The organism is Dellaglioa sp. CoH-56-MRSF-10 (genome assembly GCF_056782175.1).
Window position 1 is genome coordinate 21,706 of sequence record NZ_JBXAYF010000002.1, and the last position, 24,295, is coordinate 46,000.

20 protein-coding genes are annotated in these 24,295 nt (G+C 33.6%); all 20 read left to right on the forward strand.

Going from position 1 to position 24,295, the window contains the following annotated elements; all coding sequences use genetic code 11:
• Nucleotides 1-95 precede the first annotated feature (95 nt).
• The 20 genes from pyrH (at nt 96) to dnaJ (ending at nt 24,275) form a co-directional block, all read left to right on the forward strand.
• Nucleotides 96-818 carry a UMP kinase gene (pyrH, locus tag AC1RP4_RS01940; protein ID WP_481761386.1) on the forward strand — a complete coding sequence of 241 codons (723 nt, stop codon included), beginning with the start codon at nt 96-98 and terminating at the stop codon, nt 816-818.
• Nucleotides 819-1,382, forward strand: coding sequence for a ribosome recycling factor (gene frr, locus AC1RP4_RS01945; RefSeq protein ID WP_409022446.1), 564 nt, complete (start codon nt 819-821; stop codon nt 1,380-1,382). It begins immediately after the preceding gene.
• An 86-nt stretch (nt 1,383-1,468) separates the two neighbouring features.
• Nucleotides 1,469-2,236 carry an isoprenyl transferase gene (locus AC1RP4_RS01950; protein WP_481761385.1) on the forward strand — a complete coding sequence of 256 codons (768 nt, stop codon included), beginning with the start codon at nt 1,469-1,471 and terminating at the stop codon, nt 2,234-2,236.
• A 10-nt stretch (nt 2,237-2,246) separates the two neighbouring features.
• On the forward strand, nt 2,247-3,041 hold the full coding sequence (locus AC1RP4_RS01955; protein WP_409022448.1) for a phosphatidate cytidylyltransferase: 795 nt from the start codon (nt 2,247-2,249) through the stop codon (nt 3,039-3,041).
• 23 nt (nt 3,042-3,064) lie between these two features.
• Nucleotides 3,065-4,336, forward strand: coding sequence for an RIP metalloprotease RseP (gene rseP, locus AC1RP4_RS01960; protein WP_481761384.1), 1,272 nt, complete (start codon nt 3,065-3,067; stop codon nt 4,334-4,336).
• Nucleotides 4,337-4,359: 23 nt separating this feature from the next.
• A complete protein-coding gene (locus tag AC1RP4_RS01965) occupies nt 4,360-6,075 on the forward strand; it encodes a proline--tRNA ligase (RefSeq protein ID WP_481761383.1) in 1,716 nt (571 codons plus the stop codon).
• Nucleotides 6,076-6,147: 72 nt separating this feature from the next.
• Nucleotides 6,148-10,491 carry a PolC-type DNA polymerase III gene (locus tag AC1RP4_RS01970; protein WP_481761382.1) on the forward strand — a complete coding sequence of 1,448 codons (4,344 nt, stop codon included), beginning with the start codon at nt 6,148-6,150 and terminating at the stop codon, nt 10,489-10,491.
• A 131-nt stretch (nt 10,492-10,622) separates the two neighbouring features.
• Nucleotides 10,623-11,096 (forward strand): ribosome maturation factor RimP, encoded by a 474-nt coding sequence (gene rimP / locus AC1RP4_RS01975; RefSeq protein WP_409022452.1) that lies wholly within the window; start codon nt 10,623-10,625, stop codon nt 11,094-11,096.
• A 29-nt stretch (nt 11,097-11,125) separates the two neighbouring features.
• Nucleotides 11,126-12,202 (forward strand): transcription termination factor NusA, encoded by a 1,077-nt coding sequence (gene nusA, locus AC1RP4_RS01980; protein WP_409022453.1) that lies wholly within the window; start codon nt 11,126-11,128, stop codon nt 12,200-12,202.
• A 43-nt stretch (nt 12,203-12,245) separates the two neighbouring features.
• Nucleotides 12,246-12,545, forward strand: a complete 300-nt coding sequence (rnpM, locus tag AC1RP4_RS01985; RefSeq protein ID WP_409022454.1) for an RNase P modulator RnpM — start codon at nt 12,246-12,248, stop codon at nt 12,543-12,545.
• A complete protein-coding gene (locus tag AC1RP4_RS01990; RefSeq protein WP_409022455.1) occupies nt 12,535-12,840 on the forward strand; it encodes a L7Ae/L30e/S12e/Gadd45 family ribosomal protein in 306 nt (101 codons plus the stop codon). Before rnpM ends, AC1RP4_RS01990 begins: the two co-directional genes overlap by 11 nt.
• A 15-nt stretch (nt 12,841-12,855) precedes the next feature.
• Complete coding sequence (infB, locus tag AC1RP4_RS01995; protein WP_481761381.1) at nt 12,856-15,183, forward strand: translation initiation factor IF-2; 2,328 nt, start codon at nt 12,856-12,858, stop codon at nt 15,181-15,183.
• 27 nt (nt 15,184-15,210) lie between these two features.
• A complete protein-coding gene (rbfA, locus tag AC1RP4_RS02000; RefSeq protein ID WP_409022457.1) occupies nt 15,211-15,564 on the forward strand; it encodes a 30S ribosome-binding factor RbfA in 354 nt (117 codons plus the stop codon).
• 342 nt (nt 15,565-15,906) lie between these two features.
• On the forward strand, nt 15,907-17,313 hold the full coding sequence (locus AC1RP4_RS02005; RefSeq protein ID WP_481761380.1) for a tetratricopeptide repeat protein: 1,407 nt from the start codon (nt 15,907-15,909) through the stop codon (nt 17,311-17,313).
• Nucleotides 17,314-17,470: 157 nt separating this feature from the next.
• Nucleotides 17,471-18,376: a tRNA pseudouridine(55) synthase TruB gene (truB, locus tag AC1RP4_RS02010; protein ID WP_481761379.1), complete on the forward strand. Its 906-nt coding sequence runs from the start codon at nt 17,471-17,473 to the stop codon at nt 18,374-18,376.
• A gap of 16 nt (nt 18,377-18,392) precedes the next feature.
• Nucleotides 18,393-19,337: a riboflavin biosynthesis protein RibF gene (ribF, locus tag AC1RP4_RS02015; protein WP_481761378.1), complete on the forward strand. Its 945-nt coding sequence runs from the start codon at nt 18,393-18,395 to the stop codon at nt 19,335-19,337.
• Between the two features lie 154 nt (nt 19,338-19,491).
• The gene (hrcA, locus tag AC1RP4_RS02020) at nt 19,492-20,535 is read left to right on the forward strand and encodes a heat-inducible transcriptional repressor HrcA (protein ID WP_409022460.1); all 1,044 of its coding nucleotides are present in this window, start codon (nt 19,492-19,494) and stop codon (nt 20,533-20,535) included.
• A gap of 17 nt (nt 20,536-20,552) precedes the next feature.
• Nucleotides 20,553-21,149 carry a nucleotide exchange factor GrpE gene (gene grpE, locus AC1RP4_RS02025; RefSeq protein WP_481761377.1) on the forward strand — a complete coding sequence of 199 codons (597 nt, stop codon included), beginning with the start codon at nt 20,553-20,555 and terminating at the stop codon, nt 21,147-21,149.
• A gap of 25 nt (nt 21,150-21,174) precedes the next feature.
• The gene (dnaK, locus tag AC1RP4_RS02030; protein ID WP_481761376.1) at nt 21,175-23,010 is read left to right on the forward strand and encodes a molecular chaperone DnaK; all 1,836 of its coding nucleotides are present in this window, start codon (nt 21,175-21,177) and stop codon (nt 23,008-23,010) included.
• Between the two features lie 125 nt (nt 23,011-23,135).
• Nucleotides 23,136-24,275, forward strand: a complete 1,140-nt coding sequence (gene dnaJ, locus AC1RP4_RS02035) for a molecular chaperone DnaJ (protein ID WP_481761375.1) — start codon at nt 23,136-23,138, stop codon at nt 24,273-24,275.
• The last annotated feature ends 20 nt before the right edge of the window (nt 24,276-24,295 follow it).

Sequence of the window (24,295 nt, forward strand, 5' to 3'; positions counted from 1 at the left end):
TTTTTTTAATAAATTTATTTTGATATAAATTGAATTATTAATTATACCTAAAATATGGTAAAATAATTGTAAATAGATTGTAGGAGGAACATTGGATGTCAGATGTTAAGTATCGACGCGTTATGTTGAAGTTAAGCGGTGAAGCATTAGCCGGAGAACAAGGATTTGGTATTAATCCACCTGTAATTAGAAAAGTTGCTGAAGAATTAAAAGAAATTCAAGAAATGGGTGTTGAAGTCGCTATCGTTGTTGGTGGTGGTAATATGTGGCGTGGTGAAGCTGGAGCCGCAATGGGTATGGAACGTGCGCAGGCAGATTATATAGGGATGCTAGGAACAGTTATGAATGCACTAGCATTGCAAGATAATCTTGAGTCTGTAGGTGTCCCAACTCGAGTTCAAACAGCTATTGAAATGCGCCAAATTGCAGAACCCTATATTCGCCGTAAAGCTGTTCGTCATCTTGAAAAAGGTCGCGTTGTTATTTTTGCTGCGGGTACGGGTTCACCATATTTCTCAACAGATACAACTTCAGCGTTAAGAGCTGCAGAAATTAATGCTGATGTTATATTGATGGCAAAAAATGGCGTAGATGGTGTCTATTCTGCTGATCCTCAAAAGGATGACTCAGCAACAAAATATGAAGAATTAACACATTTAGATATAATTAATAAAAACTTACAAGTTATGGATACAACTGCAAGTACATTATCGATGGATAATGATATTCCGTTAGTCGTATTTAATTTGAACGAACCAGGAAATATAAAAAAAGTTGTTCTCGGTGAAACCATCGGAACAACCGTTAGGGGAAAATAAATGAAAATAACAGAACCTATATTAGTTGATGCTCAAGATAAAATGTCAAAAGCAGAGGTTTCACTTCAAAAAAATCTTGGTAATATTCGGGCTGGTCGAGCTAATGCTAGTTTATTGAATAATGTGACAGTAGATTATTATGGTGCACCAACGCCACTTAATCAAGTTGCACAAATTTCAGTACCAGAAGCTCGCGTACTTTTAATTACGCCATTTGATAAAAGTGCTTTGAAGGATATTGAACATGGTTTATTAGTTGCTGATTTAGGAATTAGCCCTTCGAATGATGGATCAGCAATTCGATTAGTTATTCCTCAATTAACAGAAGAACGTCGTAAGGAATTAGCTAAAGACGTTAAAGCTGAAGCAGAAAATGCTAAAGTTATTATTCGTAATATCAGACGTGATGCAGTTGATGCCTTGAAAAAATCAGAAAAAAATGGTGATTTAACCGAAGATGATTTACGAGATTTAGAAAAACAAGCTCAAGATGTGACGAATGCATCAATTAAAAATATTGATAATATTCAAGCAGATAAAGAAAAAGAAATTTTAGCAGTTTAAATAAATAGCTTTATTTTAAGACAGGCGTCGTTTTGTGCCTGTTTTTTTGCTACAATAGAACATGTAACTATTCTTGGAGGTACAATATGGCTTTTAATTTTAAAAAAAATAAAACAAATGAATTAATCCAATTGGATATGGAAAGAATTCCTAAACATGTTGCTGTTATAATGGATGGTAATGGACGTTGGGCAAAAAAAAGGCATTTACCTAGAATTGCGGGACATAAAACCGGTATGGATACTGTAAAAACAGTAACTATGGCTGCAAGTGATTTAGGGATTAAAGTTTTAACACTTTACGCATTTTCTACTGAAAATTGGAAACGGCCCGAAACAGAAGTTAATTACCTGATGAGTTTACCGGGTACTTTTTTTGATAAGTTTGTACCAGAATTAATTGAAAAGAATGTAAAAGTTAATGTTATGGGCTACATTGATCAGCTTCCAAATGAAACAAAATTAGCTGTTCAAAATGCAGTGGAAGATACTAAAGATAATACAGGGATGGTTCTTAATTTTGCATTAAATTATGGTGGGCGAGCAGAGATTGTGACGGCTATCAAAAATATTGCAACTGATACCTCTAATGGTAAACTAAGCGTTGAAGAGATAACAGATAAAACAATTGACCAGTATTTAATGACTAGTAATTTAGCACCTTATAATGATCCGGAATTACTAATCAGAACTAGTGGTGAAGAAAGAATATCTAATTTCTTATTATGGCAAATTGCTTATAGTGAATTAGTGTTTACTGATACATTATGGCCTGATTTTTCTGAAGATGCATTAAAAGATGCAATACTAAATTATCAAAAAAGAGACCGCCGTTTCGGTGGTATAAAAGAATAGGAGAATTTTTATGAGACAGCGCGTAATTACGGCAATTGTGGCTCTCTGTATTTTCATACCATTGGTTATTATTGGTGGACTACCATTGCAGATATTTGCTTTAATTTTAGGATGCATTGGTATTTCGGAAGTATTTGTAATGAAGAAAAAATTATTGATATCACCAGAGGCTACTTTTGGTATCTTAATGACAATAACTGTGATTGCACCAGATAAGTGGTTTAAATTTTTACCAGCTCACATTTCTTCTGTAAATGTATTTTATTTTCTTGTTGCACTTCTATTAATGTATATGGTTACTTCAAAAAATCGTTTTTCATTTGATGATGCTGGTGTTTTTGTCTTAAGTTCTTTATATGTCGGGATGGGATTTCATTATTTTATTGCGGCAAGAGGCAACGATTTTAACGGATTAATGACATTAGCATATATTTTAATTGTTATCTGGACAACAGATACAGGTGCTTACATGTTTGGACGTAAGTTTGGTAAAAATAAATTAGCACCACATATTAGTCCAAATAAAACATGGGAAGGTTCAATTGGTGGAACATTAATGGCTACACTGTTAGGAAGTATCTTTATTTACTTCTTCCCACAAAATCATTCTTTTCCTATAATGATTTTGATTACGTTAATCCTTTCGGTATTTGGACAATGCGGTGATTTAGTTGAGTCCGCGTTTAAACGTTTCTATGGTGTAAAAGATTCTGGACGTATTCTACCTGGACATGGTGGTATTTTAGATCGATTTGATAGTTTAATATTTGTATGGCCAATTATGCATTTATTTGGGTTAATGTAATAAATTAAAGGGGGAGGATTCACATGATTAAAACGATTATTACATTTATTATCGTTTTTGGAATTTTAGTTGTGATTCATGAATTTGGTCATTACTATTTTGCAAAACGTGCTGGAATTTTAGTTCGTGAATTTTCAATTGGTATGGGGCCAAAAATACTTTCATTCCATAGAGGTAGTACAACGTACACTTTAAGAATATTACCTCTTGGTGGATATGTTAGAATGGCGGGAATCGCTGATGATGAAGATGAAGATTTAAAACCTGGTATGCCTATGAGTTTAATACTGGATAGTAATAATAAGGTTACAAAGATTAATACGAGTAAAAAAACAACGCTGTATAATGGTATCCCAATCGAATACCTAGATAGTGATTTGCAAAAAGAACTCTGGATTACAGGATATGAAAATGGTAATGAAGAGATAGTAAAAAAATATAATGTTGATCATGATGCGTTAATAATTGAAAAAGATGGCACAGAAATTCAAATCGCTCCTGAAGATGTTCAATTTCAATCAGCTACGCTTTGGAATCGAATTTTAACGAATTTTGCTGGACCGATGAATAACTTTTTATTAGCTATTGTTGCATTTATACTACTTGCTTTTATGCAAGGTGGCGTTGCAACCAATTTGAATCAAATTGGTACAATTCAAGAGAATTCTGCGGCTCAAAGGGCGGGGTTAAAAGCAAATGATAAAATTGTAGCTGTATCTGATAAAAAGACAACAAACTGGACTGAATTAACGACAGCGATTAGCAGTCGTCCTGATAAAAAAACTGACTTAAAAGTAATAAGGAACGGTAAAACAGAATCAATCGTTATTACACCTGAATCAAGTAAAACAGACTCAACAAAGATCGGTAAAATTGGTATTACAGTTAAAATGGATCACTCATTTATCAATAAAATTACTTATGGGTTTACGCAATCATGGAGTGTCGTGGCTAGTATTGTGGCTGTATTAGTAGGGATGTTTACTAAAGGTGTCAGCTTAAATGATTTTGGTGGTCCGGTTGCAATTTATGCAGTGACTTCAAATGCAGCAAGTTATGGGTTGGCGAGTGTTGTGTCATTGCTTGCATTCTTATCAATTAACTTAGGAATTGTGAATTTATTACCAATTCCAGCTTTAGATGGTGGAAAATTAGTACTAAATATTATCGAAGGAATTCGTGGCAAACCAATTTCACCTGAAAAAGAAGGTGTTATTACATTAGTTGGATTTGCATTTTTAATGATATTGATGATATTAGTCACATGGAATGATATTCAGCGTTATTTCTTTTAAATGAAAAAGGAGAATAAAATAGTATGAAACAATCACAATTATTAATACCAACAATGAAGGAAGTTCCAAGCGATGCTGAGGTTATCAGTCATCAAATGATGTTACGAGCTGGATATATTCGACAAGTTTCAGCCGGAATGTACAGTTATTTACCATTAGCTTTCTCCGTTATTAGAAAAATTGAAACAATTATTCGCGAAGAAATGGAAGCAATTGGAGCGGTTGAAATGCTTGTACCTGCCGTTATTCCTGCTGAATTATGGGAAGAAACAGGTCGTTATGAAACCTATGGTGATACACTTTTTAAATTAAAAGATCGACATGATAGAAAATTTATTTTAGGACCAACTCATGAAGAAACATTTACTTCTTTAATTCGTGATGAAATCAAATCATATAAAAAATTACCACTGACAATGTTCCAAATACAACAAAAATATCGTGATGAAAATAGACCTCGTTTTGGTATATTAAGAGGCCGTGAATTTTTAATGAAAGATGCTTATTCATTCCATGCGGATGAAGAAAGTTTAAATGATACTTATCAAAAAATGAATCGTGCATATCAAAATATTTTTGAACGCTGTGGTCTTAATTTTAGAAGTATTATTGGTGATGCAGGTGCAATGGGCGGTAATGATTCAAAAGAATTTATGGCAATTTCTGATATTGGTGAAGATACAATCGTTTATTCTGATAAGAGCGATTATGCAGCTAATTTAGAAATGGCAAAAAGTTTGAAAACATATAAGAATTCACATGAAGCGATTAAAGATATTGAAAAAATTGAAACACCAAATATTAAAACAATTGATGAGTTGGCTAAATTTATTGATACAGCAAGTGAAAATTTAATAAAATCATTATTATTTATGGCTGATGAAAAACCAGTGATGGTTTTAATGCGCGGAAATGATATTTTGAATGAAATTAAATTAAAAAACACATTAGGCGCTGATTTTTTACGTATGGCAACTGATTCAGATGTTACTGAAGTGTTGGGTGCAGAGTTTGGTTCACTTGGACCTGTTGGTGTTACAGAAGACGTAACAATTGTTGCCGACGAAGGAATTAAGGGAATGATAAATGCGGTCGTTGGTGCAAATACGACTGGTTCTCATTTATTTAACGCAAATATTGATCGTGATTACCGAGTAGATAAATTTGTAGATTTACGTTTGGCTCAAGAAGGTGAAACTTCACCTGAAGGGGAAGGCGAATTGAAATTTACTAAGGGGATTGAAATTGGTCATATCTTCAAAATTGGAACACGATATTCTGAGGCATTGGGCGCTAATATCTTAGATGATAATGGCCGCGAAAAACCTGTGATATTAGGTTGTTATGGAATCGGCGTTAGTCGTTTACTTGCAGCCATTGCAGAGCAACAAGCTGATGAAAATGGTTTAGTATGGCCTAGAAGTATTGCACCATACGATGTTCATGTAATTCCAATTAATGCTAAAAATGATGAACAAATGGCTCTAGCTAATGAAATTGACAAAAAAATGACTGAAAATGGTTACAAAGTATTGCTTGATGATCGTAAAGAACGTGCAGGTGTTAAATTTGCTGATTCAGATTTAATTGGATTACCTGTTCGAATTACAGTTGGTAAGAAAGCTGCTGATGGTATCGTTGAAGTGAAGTTACGTAGAAATGGTGAAACGATTGAAGTAACGAAAGACGAATTAGAGAGCTCTATCTCAATTTTATTAAAAGAAGAAAATCAAAACTAGTTAAAGAAGATTGAGTTCAAAAGAAAATTTTGACTCAGTCTCTTTTTCATTTTTAGAAAAGGAGTCAATCATTTGTCGCTTAATAATAAAGAATTATTCAATAAACTATTAGAACAAATTAATTTTCAATCAAGTGACCAACAAGATAGTGAAATATTGGATTTAATTGAAATTTCAACCGTAACTGTTCATGAAAAGTCAAAACTATGGGAATTCAAGCTAGTTGCCCCTAAAATTTTGCCATTTTCATTATTTAGTGACTTAGAAAATAAAATTGCAATTACATTTAAAGATATTGCAAAAACAAAAATAACTGTTCAAGTTGAGCAACCAGAATTAACAAACCAACTTTTAGGCGATTATTGGACATGGGCAGTTAAAAATAGTGAAGCTAATTCTTCGCTAGTACAAGAACTTTTTCATGGGAACGTCCCTTATCTTGATGATAGACGAGTGATGTTAATGGCTGAAAATGAAATTGTAAAAACGTTCTTAACAGGTCAAGCATTAGGACCAATTGAAACTGCGTATCAAATGGTCGGATTTCCACAGATAAATATTAATACATTATTAGATGAATCAAAATCACAAGAAAAAATAGAAGAAATTAGACAGCGAAAAGAATCTCAAGATGCCATAATGATGCAGAAGGCAACAGAAACTATTCAGAAACAAAATGAAAAGAAAAAGACTGATTCTCAAACTGTAATTAATGGACCTGTTCAAATGGGTAAAAAGATTAGTACAAAAGAGCCTGCAAAACGGATGGTTGAAATCATTGAAGAGGAACGCTCGGTTATTATTGAGGGATATATTTTCTCTAAGGAAATCCGGACGCTTAAGTCTGAAAGACAATTAATGATCATTAAAATGACGGATTATAGTTCATCCATGACCGTAAAAAAATTCTCTCGTAATGAAGAAGACGAAGCGATGTTTGCTGCTATTCAAGAAAAAGAATGGGTCAGAGTTCGTGGTGCAGTACAAGAAGATAATTTTATGCGAGATCTAGTGGTGAATGCTTACGATATTAATCAAGTCGACCACCCAAGCCGTCAAGAAACAGCTCCAGATGATGAACGACGTGTTGAATTACATTTACACTCAAATATGAGTCAAATGGATGCCACAAATTCAATTACGGATTATGTACAGCAAGCCAGTAAATGGGGACAAAAAGCAATTGCGATTACGGATCATTCTACCTTACAAAGTTTTCCTGAGGCTCATTCTGCTGGAAAGAAAAATAATATTAAAATTTTGTACGGTGTTGAGGCTAACGTTGTTGATGATGGTATTCCAATTGCTTTTAATGATAAGGATGTAAATCTAGAAGAAGCCACTTATGTTACTTTTGATACGGAAACAACGGGTTTATCTGCTCGATTTGATAAAGTTATTGAATTAGCTGCTGTTAAAATGACAAAGGGAAATGTCATTGAAGAATTTGATGAATTTATTGATCCAGGACATCATTTATCTGAAACAACAACTAATTTAACCTCAATTACGGATGAAATGGTTCATGGATCAAAATCTGAAGAAGAAGTTTTTAAATTATTTAGAGAATTTTCAGAAGGTAGTATTCTAGTTGCCCATAATGCTAGTTTTGATATTGGCTTTATGAATACTGGATATGAACGTCATGGCATGGAACCTATGCAAAATCCAATCATTGATACGTTAACGTTAGCAAGATTTTTACATCCCGAATTAAAAGGGTTTAGATTAAATACACTTTCCAAAAAATTCAATGTTAACTTGGAACATCATCATCGCGCTATTTATGATGCTGAGACAACTGGTCTTTTGTGTAATATCTTTATTAAAGATGCTAAGGAACGATTTGAAATAACGTCACATGTTCAATTGAATGATCATATGGGTGAGCATGATGCTTACAAACAAGCACGTCCATTCCATGTTACGTTACTTGCGACAACTCAAGCCGGACTTAAAAATATGTTTAAATTAGTTTCAACTTCGATGATAGATTATTTTTATCGGATGCCCCGCATCCCTCGAAGTGAGTTAAATAAATATCGTGAAGGTATTATCGTTGGTTCAGCGTGTGACTCAGGTGAAGTATTTACAGCAATGATGCAAAAAGGGATGGAAGAGGCTAAAGAAAAGGCTAAGTTTTATGATTACTTAGAAATTCAGCCTAAAGCATTATATGAACCTCTAATCCATCAAGAATTAATTAAGGATAATCAAAATTTAGAGGAAATTTTACAAAATATGGTTGATTTAGGACACGAAATGGATAAGCCGGTTGTTGCGACTGGAGATGTTCATTATATGAACCCTGAAGATAGTATTTATCGTAAAATTCTTGTTAATTCAATGGGTGGTGCTAATCCGTTAAATCGTTCTATTTTACCTGATGCACATTTTAGAACAACGAATGAAATGTTGGAAGGATTCCAATTTTTAGGTGCGGATGTTGCTAAAGAAATCGTTGTTACAAATACGAATTTAATCGCTAATATGATTGATGATGACATTTCTCCAGTTAAAGATCGATTATATGCACCGAAAATTGATGGCTCTGAAGAAGAAATTAAACAATTAACCTATAATCGCGCTCATGAACTTTATGGAGAAGAGTTACCTGAAACTGTGGTTAAACGTCTTGATAAAGAATTGACAAGTATCATTGATAATGAATTTTCAGTTATTTATTTAATTTCACAAAAATTAGTTCATAAATCTAACAAAGATGGTTATTTAGTAGGGTCCCGTGGATCTGTTGGGTCAAGTCTTGTTGCAACAATGACTGGAATAACAGAAATTAATCCATTACCACCTCATTATCGATGCCCTAAATGTAAATATACACATTTTTATGAAAAAGGTGAATATGGGTCTGGATTTGATTTACCAGACCAAGACTGTCCCAAATGTGGTACACCATTAGATAAAGATGGACATGATATTCCATTTGAAACTTTTCTTGGATTTTATGGTGATAAAGTTCCTGATATTGATTTGAATTTTTCGGGTGATTATCAAGCAATTGCGCATAATTATACGAAAGTTTTATTTGGGGAAGATTATGTTTTCCGTGCAGGAACAATTGGTACTGTTGCAGATAAAACGGCTTATGGTTATGTTAAGGGTTATGAACGTGATACTGGAGCAACGTTTAGAAATGCGGAGATAGATCGACTTGCTAAGGGGTCAACTGGCGTTAAACGGACGACCGGTCAACATCCTGGTGGTATCTTAGTTGTCCCTAACTATATGGATGTTTATGATTTTTCACCTATCCAGTATCCAGCAGATGACTCAACTTCCGAATGGAAAACAACCCATTTTGATTTCCATTCTATCCACGATAATATCTTGAAATTAGATATTTTGGGTCATGATGATCCAACCATGATTAGAATGTTACAAGATTTATCAGGAGTTGACCCAAAAACAATCCCTACGGATGATAAGGGCGTTATGCAAATATTCCAAGGGCCTGAAGTACTTGGTGTTACTAGCGACGAAATTTTCTCAAAAACAGGTACATTAGGTATTCCGGAATTCGGAACGAGATTTGTTCGAGGGATGCTAGAAGAAACAAAACCTAAAACATTTGCTGAACTATTAAAAATTTCTGGTCTATCACATGGTACAGATGTGTGGTTGGGAAACGCTGAAGAACTTATTTCTAATGGAACAATCACGATGCCGGAAGTTATTGGCTGTCGTGATGATATCATGATGGGGCTTATTCATATGGGTATGGAAGCTGGTAGCGCTTTTAATATTATGGAAGGTGTTCGAAAAGGAAAAGGTATCTCAGATGATTATCAAACTGAGATGAAAGCAGCAAAAATTCCAGATTGGTATATCGGAGCATGTTTAAAAATCAAGTATATGTTCCCTAAGGCACATGCTGCTGCGTATATTTTGATGGCCTTACGAATTGCATACTATAAAGTTTATTTTCCAATGTTATATTACTGTGCTTATTTCAGTGTTAGAGCAGATGATTTTGATTTAGTCGCAATGTCGCATGGTAAAGAAGCAGTGAAAAAAGCAATGAAAGATATTAATGATAAAGGGATGGATGCATCAACAAAAGAGAAAAATTTGTTGACGGTCCTTGAATTAAGCAATGAAATGCTTGAACGTGGCTTCCAATTTGGGATGATTGATTTGGATAAATCAGATGATTCAAATTGGATAATTGATGGTGATAAGTTAATTGCACCATTTAGAGCTGTACCAGGTCTTGGTAATAACGTTGCTAAGCAAATTATTGCTGCTCGTGAGGAACGCCCATTTTTATCTAAAGAAGATTTAGCTAAACGTGGTAAAGTTTCTAAGTCATTAATTGAGTATATGACTGAAAATAATGTTTTAAAAGCATTACCAGATGAAAATCAACTATCTATTTTTGATGATGTCTTTTTCTAAAAAGTGAGAACATAGCAGTTTGTTGATGTTTTCAGAAAATTATGCTATATTAAAGAAAGTATTTTGATATCTTGTTTGAGTGAGCAGCGATGCTCACTCTTTTTATTGGGAAAATGTAAGGAGGGTAACGTGTGAGTACTGTTATAGAGACTGTCACAGAGCTAGTTCAACCAATTGTTGATGAACAGAATATTGAATTGGTGGACATTGAATTTGTTAAAGAAGGCCCAAGTTGGTTTTTAAGAGTTTACATTGATAAACCTGAAGGCATTAAAATTGAAGAGTGTGTTGCTGTTAGTGATATTTTAAGTGAAAAATTAGATGAGATTAATCCTGATCCAATTCCACAAGCTTATTTTTTAGAGGTTTCATCACCTGGTGCTGAAAGACCTTTGAAAAAGGAAAAAGATTATGAAAGAGCTTTGAATGAATACGTTAATATTTCACTATATGAACCTATTAATAACGCTAAAATTTTTCAAGGTACCTTAACGGAATTAACAGCTGATGAATTAACAGTTGTTTATATGGACAAAACGCGTAAGAGAACGATCGTTATTCCTCGTCAAAAAATAGCTAAGGCGCGCTTAGCTATCAAATTTTAAGTAGCTTTTTATAAAGGAGTAAATTAAAGATGAGTAAAGAACTATTAAGTGCACTTACAGTGTTAGAAGAAGAAAAAGGTATTAAAAAAGAAGTTATTATTGATGCCATTGAAGCAGCATTAGTTTCTGCATACAAGCGTCATTACAATCAAGCACAAAATGTTGAAGTAGAGTTTGATTCAAAAAAAGGTAATATTACAGTTTATGCGGTTAAAGAAGTAGTCGAAGAAGTCTTTGATTCACGTCTTGAAGTTAGTTTGCAAGATGCTTTAGAGATTAATAAAGCATATGAAGTTGGCGATTCAATTCGATTTGAAGTTACACCTAAGGATTTTGGACGAATTGCTGCACAAACTGCTAAACAAGTTATCATGCAACGTGTTCGTGAAGCTGAACGTAGTATTGTTTATGATCAATATATTCAATATGAAAATGAAATCGTTAGCGGTGAAGTAGAACGTCATGATAATCGTTATATTTATGTTAATTTAGGTAAAGTGGAAGCTGTTTTAGCTAAGATTGATCAAATTCCTGGTGAAAGTTTTAATCCACATGATCGAATTAAAGTTTATATCACAAAAGTTGAGAATGCTGCTAAAGGCCCTCAAGTTTTTGTTAGTCGTTCACATCCTGACTTGCTAAAACGATTATTTGAACAAGAAGTTCCTGAAATATATGACGGAACAGTTGAAATTGTATCAATTGCTCGTGAAGCAGGTGACCGTGCTAAGGTAGCTGTTCGTTCGAATAATCCAGATATCGATGCTGTTGGTACTTGTGTTGGTCCTAAAGGACAACGTGTACAAACTATTGTTAATGAATTAAAAGGCGAAAATATGGATATTGTTGAATGGAATGAAGATCCTGCAAAATACATTGCTAATGCTTTGAATCCTGCAGAAGTTGTCAATGTTGTCTTTAATCCAGAAAATGATCATGCTTGTACTGTAGTTGTGCCAGATCACCAATTGTCATTAGCAATTGGTAAAAAAGGTCAAAATGCACGATTAGCTGCAAAATTAACAACGTTTAAAATTGATATTAAATCTGAATCTGATATGGTTAACAGTAGTGAAGAAAAAGAAGTTTCTGAAACAAACAAATAAGCCGATTAAAACTGATCGGTAATTGATTTGGAGGCAAATTAAAGTGATTAATCGTAAAATTCCAATGCGTAAAGATATCGTTACGGGTGAAATGAAACCTAAAAAAGAACTTGTTCGTGTTGTTAAGAATAAAGAAAATGAAGTATCTTTAGATCCAACAGGTAAGAAACCAGGGCGTGGCGCATATATTTTTCTTGATGTAGATGTGGCGAAGCAGGCTCAAAAAGAAAGAACATTCAATAAAGCATTCGGTATTAAGATTGACGAATCATTTTATGAAGAACTTGTCGAATATGTTGACCATCAGGTAGCTAGACGAGAATTATTTAAAGATGAAAAATAGTCAAAAATTCTTACAAATGCTAGGCTTGACCAGACGCGCAGGTATGTTGGTGACTGGTGAAGGACTAGTATTGAATGCTGTCAGGAAGAATAAAGCTAAATTGGTTATTCTTTCTGAAGATTGTGGACAAGCGACTTTAAAAAAAGTAACAGATAAGTGCAACAGCTATAATGTTAAATTATATGTTGGATTTTCAAAAGCCAGTTTAAGTGAGGCCGTTGGACAACAGCGCACAGTGTATGCTATTACCGATAAAGGTTTTAGCAGAAGGATGTGTGACTTAATGGATATATAGAAGGAGCATGCAAATATGGGAAAAAAAAGAATTTATGAATTAGCTAAAGAGCTAGAATTAAATACTAAAGATATTATTGATTTTGCAACGACAAAAGGTTTTGATGTTAAAAATCATATGTCAACTATTGGTGATAATGAAGAACGTCAGATTCGCGATAAATTTAAAAAGGGCGCTGCTAAAGTAGTTGCTGCAAAGAAAATGGTTGAAAAAACTGTATCTAATGCAACACCGAAAAAACCAGTAGCAAAACCTGTTGCAAAGAAACCAGCACAACCTGCTAAAACAACGAATAGTAAACCTGTTGCTCAAAAATCATCGCAGGTAGCTTCAAAACCAGTAGCAAGAACAACTAACGCTGCACCAAAGACAACAAATGAAAAGCCAGCAAATCGTCCTCAAAATAGTACACAATCAAGTGCTAGAACTGCTAATAATGGTAATGCTAATCAGCAAGGACGTTCGAGATTTAATAATAATAACCGTTATGGGAATAATCCTTATAACAAACGTAACAGAAATAAGAAAAACCGTCGTTCAACGACACCAAAACCACCTGTATCACCCAGAAAAGATAAACCATTACCAGAAATCTTATATTACAATGCTGCAACTAATGTTGCTGAAATTGCTAAAAAGATTCATCGTGAACCAGCAGAAATTATTAAAAAATTATTTATGTTAGGCGTAATGGTTAACCAAAATCAAACACTCGATACAGATACAATTGAAATTTTAGCAGCAGAATATGGTATTAAATCAGAAGCTAAAATCGATGTAGATGTTGCTGATATTGATAAAATGTTTGATGCAGAAATTAAAAATGAAGATAATCTTGTTTCAAGACCACCAGTTGTTACAATCATGGGACATGTTGATCATGGTAAGACAACCTTACTTGATAAATTACGTCATACACATGTTACTGATGGTGAAGCTGGTGGTATTACACAACATATTGGTGCTTACCAAGTAAAACATGATAATAAAACAATTACATTCTTAGATACACCTGGACATGCTGCATTTACAAATATGCGTGCTCGTGGTGCCGATATTACTGATATCACTGTTTTAGTTGTTGCTGCTGATGATGGGGTTATGCCTCAAACAATTGAAGCAATTAATCATTCTAAAGCAGCCAATGTACCTATTATTGTTGCTGTTAATAAAATGGATAAGCCCGGTGCTAATCCTGCTCATGTTACAGAACAATTGGCTGAATATGAATTAATTCCTGAAAGTTGGGGTGGTGATACTATTTTCGTTGAAATTTCAGCGAAAACAGGCACAAACCTTGATGAATTATTAGAAATGATTTTACTTGAAGCCGAAGTTCTTGAATTACAAGCAAATCCAAAACAAAAGGGTATTGGATCTGTTATTGAAGCTCGTCTTGATAAAGGCCGTGGAACAGTTGCTTCATTACTTGTTCAACAAGGTACGTTAAAAGTTGGTGATCCAATTGTTGTTGGTAATAGTTTCGGACGTGTCCGTACTATGACAAATGATAAAGGCCGTCAAGTTAATAAAGCTAAACCTGCTACACCAGTAGAAATTACTGGTTTGAATGATGTTCCAGGTGCTGGCGATCGTTTCGTTGTCTTTGATGATGAAAAAACTGCTCGTGCAGCTGGTGAAGAACGTGCTAAACGTGCTTTAACAAAAGAACGTGGAAATGTTACGCATGTAACACTTGATAACTTGTTTGATTCACTTAAAGAAGGCGAATTAAAAGAAGTTGCTGTTATTATTAAAGCAGATGTTCAAGGTTCAGTTGAAGCTCTTGCAGGAAGTTTGAAGAAGATTGATGTTGAAGGTGTTCGAGTTAATATCATTCATCAAGCAGCTGGTGCAATTACTGAAAGTGATGTTACTTTGGCAGAAGCAAGTAATGCTATCATTATAGGATTTAATGTTCGTCCAACACCTCAAGCTAAACTTCAAGCACAATCTGACGAAGTTGATATTCGCTTACATCGTGTTATTTATAACGCAATTGAAGAAATTGAAACGGCTATGAAGGGAATGCTTGAACCAGTCTTTGAAGAAAAAATAACTGGACAAGTTGAAATTCGTGAAACATATAAAGTTACAAAAGTTGGAACAATTGGTGGTGCTTACGTCACTGAAGGTTACATCGAAAGAGATAGCGGCGTTCGTTTAATTCGTGATGGTATTGTTATTTATGAAGGTAAATTAGCAAGCTTGAAACGCTTTAAAGATGACGCTAAAATTGTTAAACAAGGTTTCGAATGTGGTGTCATGATTGAAAAATACAATGACATTAGAGAAGGCGACCAAATTGAAGCCTACGTTATGGAAGAAGTTCCAGTTAAATAATTCATAACAACTATAGGAGGATATAAAATGACACAACATTACCGTGTAGGTCGTTTATCACAAGAAATTCAAAAAGAAGTTAATGATATTCTTTTAAAACGAGTGAGAGATCCTCGAGTTGAAGGTGTCACAATTACGGGAGTTAATGTAACTGGTGATTTACAACAGGCGACAATTTACTATAGTATATTGTCAAATATGGCATCAGATGCACAAAAAACACAACGTGGTTTGGAAAAAGCTTCTGGATTAATTCGTGGTGAACTTGGATCAAGATTATCAATTTATAAAACACCAGAATTGGTTTTTGTAAGAGATGAGTCAGTTCAATATGGTGATAAAATTGATCAATTACTTAAAAAGATAGATTCTGAATATTAAAATAAAAATCCTGATACCGTTTGTTGCTCTATTTAAACTGTTGTTGATGGATAACTTTATGAAGGTCCTAATCCTTAGTGATTAGGCCTTTTTTTCTCCTCATCAATGGAGATATTATCTTATAATATAATCATATCTTTTATTTTTAATAGTAATCAAGTAAAATTAGTTGTAAGTATTGGTATCTCATATCTTTGATTATATGGTGTAGTTGAATACTAATTCATTTGAAGAATTATGAATTTTTCTTATACCACTATTCAACAATCATTAGATAGTGTGGTAATTTCCTTTAAAAAATTAATTTAATTTTCAAAATATATATTAGAAAGAGGTACTAATTTGAATTCAGAGCAATATAAAGAATTATTAACTTCACAGTCAAAAGAAGTATTAATTCGATTACTAACAAAATATACTGAGAATAAATACGAAATAAAGAATGATATATTAGCTGATTTGGGATTTTTGGATGAAGAAGAAGAAATAGAAGATGCAAAGGAACGAATTCGAGAAATTATTTATGAAAATAGGAAACAAGGGTATGTTTCGTGGAGAGGATACGACAATATTAGTGAAGTAGTCGATAATCTGCTCTCTATTTGTGACGTGAGATTTAGTCAAAATTATTTAAAAGCACCTATGTTAATATTATTAGATTTATTAGAACAATTAGTAAAGGTCAGTGAGTATACAGAATTAGGGTTTATGATTGAGCAAGAGAGTATACTTTCTAAAATACGGATTTATGTAGAAAAACTGTCTGTTAAAGATGGGGCAGATGAAAAGAAAAAATTAATTGTTACGAATGTTATTCGATATGCTAAAAAAAATTTTTGGAATGAATGGGCGGTGAGTGATTTTGATTTACTCAGTCTCATTCTTCCTTTGCTAAATACAAAAAATACGGATAAAGTATTGAAAATTGCCGATAAAATTAGTACAAGATTTGATGAATATACACAACAAGATAGGAAAAGTAAATATTTATTATTTAAAATTAAATTGTTCTTCCAAGTAAATAAAATTAAAGAAGCAGAAGAAATTATTAATAATAATTTAGATATTGATGATGTTAGAATGTTTAAAGTTGAGTTAGCTGTTTCAAGAAAAGACTATGAAGTTGCAGAAAAATTAGTACTAAAAAAATTAATTACAGATAATGATAAAAATATTCAATATTTACAACCTTGGTATACTCGACTAGATACTATCTATGAGGAGACAAATCAAGTTCAAAAAAGAATTGAGTATTTAAAACAGGCATTATATAAAGGCAATGATTCCGATTATAAAAAATTAAAAAAGCTTTTAGTTGATAATGGATTTTGGAAAGCTGAATACCCTGATATTCTGAAAAACATTTCTAAAACACTTGATAATTGGCAACTTGCACAGATATTAGCAGATGAAAACGAAGCTACCATTTTGCTACAATTAATTAAAAAAAATCTGAATTTATTTATGAATTATGGAAAATATATTTACCCACTATATCCCAAAGAAGCTAACATGATGTTTGAAAGCATAGTTAAAGATTTAATAGTTAAAGCTAAAAATAGAAAAGACTATCAAAATATTGGCGATTATATTTTACGGTATAATAACTTTGGAGATGAGGAAGTAGCAATATCTCTTTGTGAGGGTTTGAAAAAGAAATATAAAAATCGGCCTGCACTACAAAAAGAAATGGATAACGTTATGGAAAGAATAAAAAATTATGATGTTTATGGGAAGTTTTGTGAATAATAACGTAGCTAAAACTGTTGGTAAATAGGTATTTAGGAATGATGATAGATAGTTATCTCTTAAATAGAAATTTCAATATTTATAAAAATTAGAATCGATATCCCTTGTTTTACTGATTATGATATACTGTTAAAAGTATATTAACGGAGGTAAGACAATGGACGGAATTATTCCACTATTCAAAGAACGTGGTATGACCAGTCATGATTGTGTTTTTAAGTGTCGTGGCATTTTTCAAACCAAAAAAGTTGGTCATTCAGGTACTCTTGATCCAAATGTTGATGGTGTTCTACCGATTTGTATTGGTAAAGCGACAAAAACAGTAAACTATTTGATGAATTCTGGCAAAGTATATGCGGGTGAAATAACACTTGGTTTCTCTACAGAAACTGAAGATTTAGATGGCGAAATAATCGAAGAAAAAGAGATTATAGATCCTTTCACATCGGAAGAAATTGATGATGTTATGAACCAGATGACAGGTACAATGATTCAAATTCCACCAATGTTCTCAGCTGTTAAAGTAAACGGACGTCGCTTATATGATTACGCTCGTAAAGGTGAAACAGTGGAACGTCCAGAAAGACAAATAACGGTGACTTCATTTATTCAAACGAAAGCTACAGAATATGATTTAGAAAATAAAAGACAAAAAATTTATTTTGAAGTTGCATGTGGAAAAGGGACCTATGTTAGGACGCTAGCTGTTGATCTCGGTAAAAAATTAGGTGTACCTGCAGTTATGTCCGACCTGACTAGACTGGAAAGCGGCGGTTTTAGAATTGATAAGGCGTTTACCCTGGACCAATTAAATGAGGCTAAAGTCAATGGGACGTTAGAATCGTTGTTATATCCAATTGATACAGCGCTAACATCATTTAAAAGGTATGAATTAACAACTGAACAGTGGCTTATTGTCCAAAATGGTGGATTTTTAGCAGTTGATTCGTTTAATAATGAGCCAACAGTTTCTCTAGTTTATGAAAATAAAATTAGATGTTTATACAGATTGAATAGTGAAAAAAATCGTTATCAGTCTGAGACAATGTTTGATTTAGGATAAAGGAAGATATTGGAACATGAAAGTTATTTATTTAACTGAACCGTATAACCCTAACGAAATTAGTAATGATTCTATTTCACTTGCTATGGGTTTTTTTGACGGTGTTCATTTAGGACATCAAAAAGTAATACAAGAAGCTAAGCAAAAAGCTAACGAAAAAAATATTAAACTTGCAGTAATGACATTTGATAAGCATCCGTCAGTACAATTTCAAAAAGCACCCGAACAAAGTGTAAAATATTTAACGTCTATGGAAAAAAAAATATTATTAATGAAGCAATTAGGCGTTGATATTTTTTATATTTTAACGCTAAATAATAGTTTAGCAAAAATGGAACCACAAGATTTTGTCGATAAATATATGGTTGCATTGCATGTAAAGGTAGTAGTTGCAGGATTTGATTATACGTATGGTAAAAAAGATATCGCAAATATGGATACACTACCTTTATATGCTAATCAAAAATTTGAAATTATTACTGTGCCTGAATTAGCGACGAATCATCAAAAGATAAGTTCATCTCGAATTAGAATGGAAATTGATAACGGACATATTAGCGATGTTAATAAGTTATTGGGCTATAAATATGAAACACTTGGTAAAGTTGTTCACGGTGAAGCTAGAGGTAGAGAACTTGGCTTTCCAACATTAAATTTAGAATTCAATGAACACATTCGAATTCCGGGACCCGGAATATATGTGACTAGCGTTCAGGTTGGTGATGTCTGGTATCGTGGGATGGCATCTATTGGCTACAACGTAACGTTTGGAAAAAATCGTGAATTAACGGTCGAAATAAATTTATTTGATTTCAACGAGATGATTTATGGCCAAATTGTTACGGTTCAATGGTTAGCATATTTGAGAAGTGAAGTTAAATTTGAAGGTATTCCTGGATTAATTACGCAATTAAATAAAGATAAAAAAAATACTAATACTTATTTTGACCAACACATATAAGTATTGGTTTAATGGCTGACTAAATAGGATATATTTAGTCAGCCATTTTCTTTAAAAAAGTGAGTGCATTCCTTGACAATAATCTCAACATTTAGTATATTAATAGTTGTCTTAGCACTCCATTGTGTTAAGTGCTAAAAAGAGGTGATTGATCATGCTAACAGAAAGACAAATGTTAGTGTTAGAAGCAATTGTCAGAGTATATACAGAGGTTGGTCAACCTGTTGGTTCTAAATCGGTCGTTGATTTTTTACCAATGCATGTAAGTTCAGCAACTATCAGAAATGAAATGGTGACATTGGAAAATAATGGGTTAATTAAAAAAACACATTCTTCTTCTGGTAGAATTCCTTCATTTTTAGGTTATCGATATTATGTTGATCACATTGTTAAACCCGGCGTTGTTCCAGCAGCGGAATTAGCGAATATTCAAAATTCTCTTGGTGTTCATTTTCAAAAGATTGATGAAATATTTGCAGAATCAACTAAGATTCTTTCGGACTTAACAAATTATACAGCGATTTCTTTACGACCTGAAACAATGGAAAGTCGTCTCGAAGGTTTTCGATTAGTACCATTAGGAAATCATCGAATTATGGCTATTCTTGTGATGAGTAGTGGCGTTGTTGAGAATCAGACATTCAGTATTCCTAAATCGATTAACGGATCAGATTTAGAAGCCGTAACAAGGTTGTTGAATGACCAATTAATTGGGTTGTCATTAGCTGAAATTTCTAAGAAGTTAAGAACAAGTATCCCAGTTATGTTGGTTAATTATATGCGTAGGCCAGCTGGTATTTTAGATATTTTTGGTAATATTTTAAAGCAGGCAGCACGTGAACAAGTTTTTGTTGGCGGTAAATCTAATATATTAGATTTTGCTACCGATAGTAACGTGGATGAATTAAAATCATTATATGATTTAGTAGACACATCAAATAACAAGAATATTGGTGAATTAATTGGAATTCAAGGTAAACCTATTCAAATTAAAATTGGTGAGGAATTAACGAACCAATTACTTGATAACTATAGTCTTATATCAGCTAGTTATGATGTTAGTGACCATGGTCAAGGGGTTATCGCATTATTGGGTCCTACAAATATGCCATATTCAAAAATGATTGGTTTATTAGATGCATTTAGTGATGAGCTTGCTAAAAAATTGTTAGATTATTATCAACAATTTGATAAATAAGAAAAGGGGTGTTGTGTGTGGTTAAAGATGCCAAAGAAGATTTAGTTGAAGAAGATGTTACACAAGAGCAACATCAGTCTAGTGAAGCAACTAATCAAAATGAGAAAAAAAGTTCTGTTACTGATAAAGTAAAAGAAAAATTTAGTAAAAAGCCTTCTGATGCAGATAAATTAGTTGAGTTACAAGCTAGTTTAGACACAATGGAAGATAAATATTTACGAGCAGAAGCCGAAATGGCAAATATGAATACACGCTTTAAGAAAGAACAAGAACAACTCTTAAAGTATAGCGGGCAATCATTAGCTAAAGATGTTCTACCAGTTATCGATAATTTGGAACGAGCATTGGCAATTGAGGTTGACACTGAGAGTGGCGAACAACTTAAAAAAGGTATTGAATTAGTTTATAAAGATGCACAAAAAGCATTAACTAATAATGACGTTATAGAAATTGCAACTGATGACGTTACTTTTGATCCAAATGTTCACCAAGCAGTTCAAACAGTTCCAGCTTCTGATGATCAAAAAGCAGATACAATTGTTCAAGTCCTTCAAAAAGGATATAAATTAAAAGATAGAGTGTTACGTCCAGCAATGGTCGTTGTCGCTCAATAATAATATAAGAAGAGGTAGATAAATTATGGCAAAAATTATAGGAATTGATTTAGGAACAACTAACTCAGCTGTTGCTGTGTTAGAAGGTAAAGAAGCAAAAATTATTACAAACCCAGAAGGAAATCGTACAACACCATCTGTTGTTTCATTTAAAGATGGCGAAACTCAAGTTGGTGAAGTTGCTAAACGCCAAGCAATCACAAACCCTGATACTGTTGCATCAATTAAACGTCACATGGGAGAAGAAGGCTACAAAGTAGATATTCAAGGAAAATCATACACACCACAAGAAGTTTCTGCTATGATTTTACAATACATCAAAGAATATTCTGAAGCTTACTTAGGCGAATCAGTAACACAAGCTGTTATTACAGTTCCTGCTTACTTTAACGATTCACAACGTCAAGCTACAAAAGATGCTGGTAAAATTGCCGGTTTAGAAGTTGAACGTATTGTTAACGAACCTACTGCTGCTGCTTTAGCATATGGTCTTGAAAATACTGAAAAAGATGAAAAAATCCTTGTATTCGATTTAGGTGGTGGTACATTTGATGTTTCTATCCTTGAATTAGGTGATGGTGTCTTTGAAGTACTATCAACAAACGGTGATACTAAACTTGGTGGAGATGATTTTGATCAAAAAATCATGGACTGGTTAGTTGAGACCTTCAAAAAAGAAAATGGTATTGACTTATCAAAAGATAAAATGGCAATGCAACGTCTTAAAGATGCTGCTGAAAAAGCTAAAAAAGATGTATCTGGTGTTACTAGTGCACAAATTAGCTTACCATTTATTACAGCCGGTGCTGCTGGACCTTTACATTTAGAAGCAACATTATCACGTGCAAAATTTGATAATCTTACACAAGACTTAGTTGAACGTACACGTATTCCAGTTCAAAATGCTTTAAAAGATGCTGGATTAACAAATGCTGATATTGATCAAGTTATCTTGGTTGGTGGTTCAACACGTATTCCTGCTGTTCAAGCATTAGTTGAAAAAGAAACAGATCACAAACCTAACCAATCAGTTAACCCTGATGAAGCTGTTGCACTTGGTGCTGCAATTCAAGGTGGTGTCATTACTGGTGATGTTAAGGATGTTGTTTTACTTGATGTAACACCACTTTCATTGGGTATTGAAACAATGGGTAGCGTCTTTACTAAGTTAATTGATCGTAATACAACGATCCCAACAAGCAAGTCACAAACGTTCTCAACAGCTGCAGATAACCAACCTGCCGTTGATATCCATGTCTTACAAGGTGAACGTCCAATGGCTACTGATAATAAAACATTAGGCCGTTTCCAATTAAATGATATTCCTGCTGCACCTCGTGGAATCCCTCAAATTGAAGTTAAATTTGATATTGATAAAAATGGTATTGTTAACGTTTCTGCTAAAGATTTAGGCACAAACAAAGAACAAAAAATTACAATCAAGAGTTCAGGTGGTCTTGCAGAAGACGAAATCGAACGCATGGTTAATGAAGCTAAAGAAAACGAAGAAGCAGATAAGGCACGTAAAGAAGAAGTTGATTTGAAGAATGAAGTTGATCAATTATTATTCTCAGTTGATAAAACTTTGGAAGAATTAAAAGGTAAAGTAACTGAAGAAGAAATTAAATCTGCTGAAGATGCTCGTGATGCTTTGAAGAAAGCTCAAGAAGATAACAATGTTGAAGATATGAAAGTTAAGAAAGATGAATTGAATAAAATTGTTCAAGACTTAACTGTTAAATTGTATCAACAAGCACAAGAAGCTCAAGGTGAAGCTGGTGCTGAAGGCACGGCTAAAGACCCTAAAGATGAAACTGTCGATGGTGACTTCGAAGAAGTTAACCCTGAAGATAAGAAGTAATCTTTACTAAATTTTGAGTGTGATAGAAAGTCAAAGGCCTTTGGGACTTTGGCTTTTTATTTCATGTTAGACATGTTATCCTATTTAGAGCAATAAAAACCAAAAAGGTTATTCGGAGGTACGGAATGGCAGAGAACAAAGATCCATATAATGTACTTGGTGTGACTAAAGATTCGTCACCTGAAGAAATAAAAAAAGCGTATCGTAAGTTATCTAAACAATATCATCCGGATATTAATAAGGATGCTGGTGCCGAAGATAAATTTAAAGAAATCACTGAAGCATATGAAACAGTTGGTGATCCACAAAAGAAAGCTGAATACGATCAATATGGTTCAGCTGGGTCTCAAGGTGGTGCTTACCGAGGATTTGGTGGTCAAGGACAACAAGGTGGATTTGGCGGCGGTGGATTTGAAGATATTTTCAGTTCATTTTTCGGCGGTGGTGGTGCTTCCCAAGATCCAACCGCTCCACGAGCAGGTCGTGATTTGCAATACGAGATGACATTGACATTTAATGAAGGTGTTTTTGGTAAAGAATCAACAATTAAATACAATCGTAAAAGTCTATGTGCTACTTGTTCTGGTTCTGGAGCAAAACCTGGAACTTCTCCAATTACATGTCATAAATGTGGTGGTCGAGGTACTATCCAAGTTGAGCGTCGTACGCCACTTGGAAACATGATGACTGAACAAGAATGTGATATTTGTCATGGTACAGGTAAAGAGATTAAAGAAAAATGTGATACATGTCATGGATCAGGCCATATTGATGAAAGACATGAAGTTAAAGTAACTGTTCCTGCTGGTGTTGAAGATGGTCAACAGATGCGTCTTCAAGGACAAGGTGAATCTGGTGAAAATAGTGGACCTTATGGAGATTTATACATTATCTTTAGAGTTCAGGCTAGTGGCACATTTGACCGTGAAGGTCCTGATATTTACATTGATGTTCCAATTAGCTTTGTCCAAGCTGCATTGGGCGACGAAGTAACGGTTCCAACCGTTCATGGAGATGTAAAAATGAAGATTCCCGCTGGAACACAGACTGGAACGACTTTCAGATTACGTGATAAGGGTGCGCCTAAATTACATGGTAAGGGTAATGGTGATCAAGAAGTGACGGTTAATATTGAAACACCTCGTAATCTTAAAAAAGAACAAAAAGATGCTTTGAAAGAATTTGCTACAGCTAGCGGTAAAAACGTTGTTGGCGAAGGTAATTTATTTGATAAGTTAAAAGATCAATTTAAAAATAAGAAATAAAGTTAAAAATAGAATCGTCT

What these genes read in the sequence shown, in the direction of transcription:
- AC1RP4_RS01990 (WP_409022455.1), top strand. Translation starts at nt 12,535, where the DNA reads ATGAAAAATAGTCAAAAATTCTTACAAATGCTAGGCTTGACCAGACGC.
- pyrH (WP_481761386.1), top strand. Translation starts at nt 96, where the DNA reads ATGTCAGATGTTAAGTATCGACGCGTTATGTTGAAGTTAAGCGGTGAA.
- frr (WP_409022446.1), top strand. Translation starts at nt 819, where the DNA reads ATGAAAATAACAGAACCTATATTAGTTGATGCTCAAGATAAAATGTCA.
- dnaK (WP_481761376.1), top strand. Translation starts at nt 21,175, where the DNA reads ATGGCAAAAATTATAGGAATTGATTTAGGAACAACTAACTCAGCTGTT.
- dnaJ (WP_481761375.1), top strand. Translation starts at nt 23,136, where the DNA reads ATGGCAGAGAACAAAGATCCATATAATGTACTTGGTGTGACTAAAGAT.
- nusA (WP_409022453.1), top strand. Translation starts at nt 11,126, where the DNA reads ATGAGTAAAGAACTATTAAGTGCACTTACAGTGTTAGAAGAAGAAAAA.
- ribF (WP_481761378.1), top strand. Translation starts at nt 18,393, where the DNA reads ATGAAAGTTATTTATTTAACTGAACCGTATAACCCTAACGAAATTAGT.
- truB (WP_481761379.1), top strand. Translation starts at nt 17,471, where the DNA reads ATGGACGGAATTATTCCACTATTCAAAGAACGTGGTATGACCAGTCAT.
- rseP (WP_481761384.1), top strand. Translation starts at nt 3,065, where the DNA reads ATGATTAAAACGATTATTACATTTATTATCGTTTTTGGAATTTTAGTT.
- AC1RP4_RS01950 (WP_481761385.1), top strand. Translation starts at nt 1,469, where the DNA reads ATGGCTTTTAATTTTAAAAAAAATAAAACAAATGAATTAATCCAATTG.
- AC1RP4_RS01965 (WP_481761383.1), top strand. Translation starts at nt 4,360, where the DNA reads ATGAAACAATCACAATTATTAATACCAACAATGAAGGAAGTTCCAAGC.
- rbfA (WP_409022457.1), top strand. Translation starts at nt 15,211, where the DNA reads ATGACACAACATTACCGTGTAGGTCGTTTATCACAAGAAATTCAAAAA.
- hrcA (WP_409022460.1), top strand. Translation starts at nt 19,492, where the DNA reads ATGCTAACAGAAAGACAAATGTTAGTGTTAGAAGCAATTGTCAGAGTA.
- AC1RP4_RS01955 (WP_409022448.1), top strand. Translation starts at nt 2,247, where the DNA reads ATGAGACAGCGCGTAATTACGGCAATTGTGGCTCTCTGTATTTTCATA.
- infB (WP_481761381.1), top strand. Translation starts at nt 12,856, where the DNA reads ATGGGAAAAAAAAGAATTTATGAATTAGCTAAAGAGCTAGAATTAAAT.